Origin of the sequence: Streptomyces sp. SPB074 (assembly GCF_000154905.1) — a bacterium.
GTDB lineage: Bacteria > Actinomycetota > Actinomycetes > Streptomycetales > Streptomycetaceae > Streptomyces.
Map to the genome: position 1 here is coordinate 670,243 of NZ_GG770539.1, position 3,687 is coordinate 673,929.

Here is a 3,687-nt window from a genome sequence, read left to right on the forward strand (position 1 = left end):
GGGCGCGGCGCGGGGTGTGCCGGGTGCCCTGGAGGAGGAGGTGGAGGAGGGCGTCGGTGATGCCGAGGAGGCGGACGGCGCGGGTGACGCCGCCCGCGCCGGGGAGCAGGCCGAGGGTGACTTCGGGGAGGCCGATGCGGTAGCCGGGCGCGTCGAGCGCGACGCGGTGGTGGCTCGCGAGGGCGAGTTCGTAACCGCCGCCGAGCGCCGCGCCGTTGATCGCGGCGACGACGGGTTTGCCGAGGGTCTCGATCCGGCGCAGGGCGCCCTTGAGCGCGAGCGAGTCGGCGAGGACGCGTGCGGCGTCCTCGGGGCGGGCCGCGCGCAGGTCGTGGAGGTCGCCGCCGGCGAAGAAGGTCTTCTTGGCGGACGTGAGGATGATGCCGCGCACGCTGTCGCGTTCGGCTTCGAGGCGGTCGGCGGTAGCGAGGAGCGCGGCGCGGAAGGCGGCGTTCATCGTGTTGGCGGACTGGCCGGGGTCGTCCAGTACGAGGGTGAGGACGCCGGTGGCGTCGTGTTCCCAGCGGATCGGGGTGGGCTCGCTCATGGGTGCGCTCCTGCGGCTCCGTTGCGTGCGGATGGGGGCGGGACGGGGCCCGTCAGAGGCGTTCGATCACGGTGGCGACGCCCATGCCGCCGCCGACGCAGAGGGTGGCGAGGCCGTAGCGCTTGTCCTGGCGTTCGAGTTCGTCCAGGAGGGTGCCGAGGAGCATCGCGCCGGTGGCGCCGAGGGGGTGGCCGAGGGCGATGGCGCCGCCGTTGACGTTGACGCGGTCGAGCGGGATGTCCAGGTCGCGGGCGAAGCGCAGGACGACGGCGGCGAAGGCCTCGTTCATCTCGAAGAGGTCGATGTCGGCGACGGTGAGGCCCGCTTTGGCGAGTGCCTTGCGCGAGGCGGGCGCGGGCCCGGTGAGCATGATGGTGGGGTCCGAGCCGGAGACGGCGGCGGAGAGGACGCGGGCGCGGGGGCGCAGCCCGTACCGCCGTCCCGCCTCCTCGCCGCCGATCGCGACGAGCGCCGAACCGTCCACGATGCCTGAGGAGTTGCCGGCGTGGTGGACGTGATCGATCTCCTCGACCCAGTGGTACTTCTGGAGCGCGACGGCGTCGAAGCCGCCGAGTTCGCCGATGTCCGCGAAGGACGGCTTGAGCTTCGCGAGGCTGTCGGCCGTCGTACCGGGGCGCGGGTGCTCGTCGCGGTCGAGGACGACGAGGCCGTTGCGGTCGCGGACGGGGACGACGGAGCGCGCGAAGCGGCCCTCCTTCCAGGCGGTCGCCGCACGCTCCTGCGAGAGGGCCGCGTATTCGTCCACGTCGCGGCGGGTGAAGCCCTCGATGGTGGCGATGAGGTCGGCTCCGATGCCCTGCGGGACGAAGCCCGTCTCCAGGTTCGTCATGGGGTCCATCGCCCAGGCCCCGCCGTCCGAGGCCATCGGGACGCGCGACATGGACTCGACGCCGCCCGCGATCACGAGGTCCTCCCAGCCCGAACGGACCTTCGCGGCGGCGAGGTTGACGGCTTCGAGGCCGGAGGCGCAGAACCTGTTCTCCTGGACCCCGGCGACGGTATCGGGCAGCCCGGCGGCGATCGCCGCGATGCGGGCGATGTCGGAACCCTGGTCGCCGAGCGGGGAGACGACGCCGAGCACGATGTCGTCGATCGCGGCGGGGTCGAGGTCGGGCAGGCGTTCCTGGAGGGCGTGCAGGAGGCCGACGACGAGGTCGACGGGCTTCGTGCCGTGCAGGGAGCCGGTGTCCTTGCCACGGCCGCGGGGGGTGCGGAGGGCGTCGTAGACGTACGCTTCGGGGGGCATGTCGGCCTTTCGGGCGGTGGGCTCGGGCGTCCGGGGGCGGGGTGGTGGTCTTGGGCCCGGTGTCACGGCTCCGCCCCGGGCCCCGCCGTGCGGACGCCGGAGGACTCAGGCGTTCGGGTCCTTGTCTTCCGGGACGCTTTCTCCGGGTTCGGATTCTCCCAGTTCGTTCCCTCCCGGATCGCTCAGGCGTGGCACTCCACACTCCGCCGCCACCGACTCCGTGTCCGCGCCCGGTGTCAGGAGCGGGCCGGGGGGCGGGGCGGGGGTCGCGGAGAAGCGGGGGGCGGGGGCCGGTTGCGGGGTGCCGTCGGGGCCGGGGACGAAGGTGTTCCGGACGGCGAGGTGCGGGTGGTGGGGGGCTTCGCGCAGGGACAGCACGGGGGCGACGCAGCCGTCCGAGTCCGCGAAGACCTTCGTCCACTCCGCCCTCGTACGGGTGGCGAAGGCCGCCGCGATGCGGGCGCGCAGCTCGTCCCAGTGGTCGAAGTCCTCGCGGGCGGGCGCCGTGTCCGCGATGCCGAGGCGTTCGGTGAATTCGTGGTAGAAGCGCTTCTCCAGGGCGCCGACCGCCATGTACTGGCCGTCGGCGGTCTCGTAGCAGCCGTAGAAGGGGCTGCCGCCGTCCAGGAGGTTGCTGCCGCGCCGGTCCTGCCAGCCGCCCGCCGCCATGAGCCCGTGCAGGAGCGTCGTCAGGTGGGCGGCGCCGTCCACGATCGCGGCGTCCACGACCTGGCCCTCGCCCGTGCGCTCGGCGTGCCGCAGCGCGGCGAGGAGGCCGACGACGAGGTAGAGGGAGCCGCCCGCGAAGTCGCCCAGGAGGTTCGCGGGGAAGGAGGGGGGTTCCTCGGGGCTGCCGCCGAGCGCGAGGGCGCCGGTGGGCGCGAGGTAGGTGAGGTCGTGCCCGGCACGCGGGGCGAGCGGGCCGTCCTGGCCCCAGCCGGTCACGCGCCCGTAGACGAGGCGGGGGTTGGCGGCGAGGGCCTGCGCGGGGCCGACACCGAGGCGCTCGGCGACGCCGGGTCGGAAGCCCTCGACGAGGATGTCGGCGCGCTCCGCGAGGGCGAGGACGGCGGCGGCGCCCTCCTCGGTCTTGAGGTCGAGTGCGACGGAGCGCTTGCCCCGGTTGGTGAAGTCGCACGCGGGGTCCATGCCGAACATGCCGCCCCGCTCGGGCCGGTCGACCCGTACGACGTCCGCGCCCAGGTCGGCCAGGAGCATCGCGGCGAAGGGGCCGGGGCCGAGCCCCGCCAGTTCCAGGACCCGCACTCCGGCGAGGGGCCCGCCCCGTTCCGCTGTTCCGCTCATCCGCGCGACTCCCGGCCTTGTGACAGAACTGATGTAACACCGGCGATGCTATGAACGGCGCCGTCCCGGCACAAGCCCCGGGAAAGCAAGCGCTCAGAAGCGTCGTACGCGAGCGGCGCGGGGCGCGTAGGGTGAGGGCGTGGACACCATGACCGAGCCCTCCCCCGTCCTCGTGAGCGCCTGCCTGCGCGGCGTCCCCTGCCGCTACGACGGGCGCGACAGACGGAGCGGGCCGCTGGACGAACTGCTCGCGGGGCGCCGCGTCGTCGCCTTCTGCCCCGAGCAGGCCGGGGGCCTTCCGACGCCGCGCCGGCCCGCCGAACTGCGCGGCGGGGACGGGCACGGGGTGCTGGAGGGCACGGCCCGCGTCGTGGAGGACACGGGGGACGACGTGACGGCCGCCTTCGTCGCCGGCGCCGAACGCGCCCTCGCCGCGGCCCGCCGCGCGGGCTGCGCGGAGGCGGACCTCATGCCGCGCTTCCCCTCGTGCGGCGCGGGCGGCGTCCACGACGGCACGTTTCACCGGGACGCTCACGGCGGGGCGAGGGCGTGACGGCCGCGCTGCTGC

3 protein-coding genes and 1 pseudogene are annotated in these 3,687 nt (G+C 74.7%); 1 reads left to right on the plus strand and 3 read right to left on the minus strand.

The window, feature by feature from the left end; all coding sequences use genetic code 11:
* The 3 genes from SSBG_RS02735 to SSBG_RS02745 all read right to left on the minus strand — a co-directional run.
* Positions 1-547, minus strand: a 547-nt coding sequence (locus SSBG_RS02735; protein ID WP_037868790.1) for an enoyl-CoA hydratase-related protein, incomplete at its 3' end; no start/stop codon positions are given.
* Positions 548-599: 52 nt separating this feature from the next.
* A complete protein-coding gene (locus SSBG_RS02740) occupies positions 600-1,814 on the minus strand; it encodes an acetyl-CoA C-acetyltransferase (protein WP_037868792.1) in 1,215 nt (404 codons plus the stop codon).
* A 105-nt stretch (positions 1,815-1,919) separates the two neighbouring features.
* Positions 1,920-3,119: a CaiB/BaiF CoA transferase family protein gene (locus SSBG_RS02745; RefSeq protein WP_008744707.1), complete on the minus strand. Its 1,200-nt coding sequence runs from the start codon at positions 3,117-3,119 to the stop codon at positions 1,920-1,922.
* A 148-nt stretch (positions 3,120-3,267) separates the two neighbouring features.
* On the opposite strand from SSBG_RS02745, the pseudogene SSBG_RS02750 reads away from it, so the two are divergent.
* Positions 3,268-3,687 (plus strand): annotated as a pseudogene (locus SSBG_RS02750) (DUF523 domain-containing protein); the annotation flags it as partial.